The following is a 367-nucleotide window of genomic DNA, read 5'->3' on the forward strand; positions in this document are numbered from 1 at the left end:
GTCTCGTCGCTTTGCGCCGCTAACCCATCCTACATACTGCGCGCCCCGCTCCGGAGGGAGAGGGAGCTTGTCCGTGGCTTGGTTGAAGCACATGCGAATCCGCAATGCCGATCAGTCCCCTCTCCCTCCGGGAGAGGGTTAGGGTGAGGGGCTGAAGGTCATGACAACGCAGAGGCGTAGGATGGGTGAGGCGCCTGACTCTTCCGTGCCGAAATTGTACGGAGTATCCAGCGCCGTAACCCATCATCGAGCCGCTGCATGATGGGTTACGCGGCGCCTGGAGGCCGAGTGGGTGGATGTCTCGTCGCTTTGCGCCGCTAACCCATCCTACATACTGCGCGCCCCGCTCCGGAGGGAGAGGGAGCTT

It is taken from the genome of Zestomonas carbonaria, assembly GCF_904061905.1.
Classification (GTDB): Bacteria; Pseudomonadota; Gammaproteobacteria; order Pseudomonadales; family Pseudomonadaceae; genus Aquipseudomonas; species Aquipseudomonas carbonaria.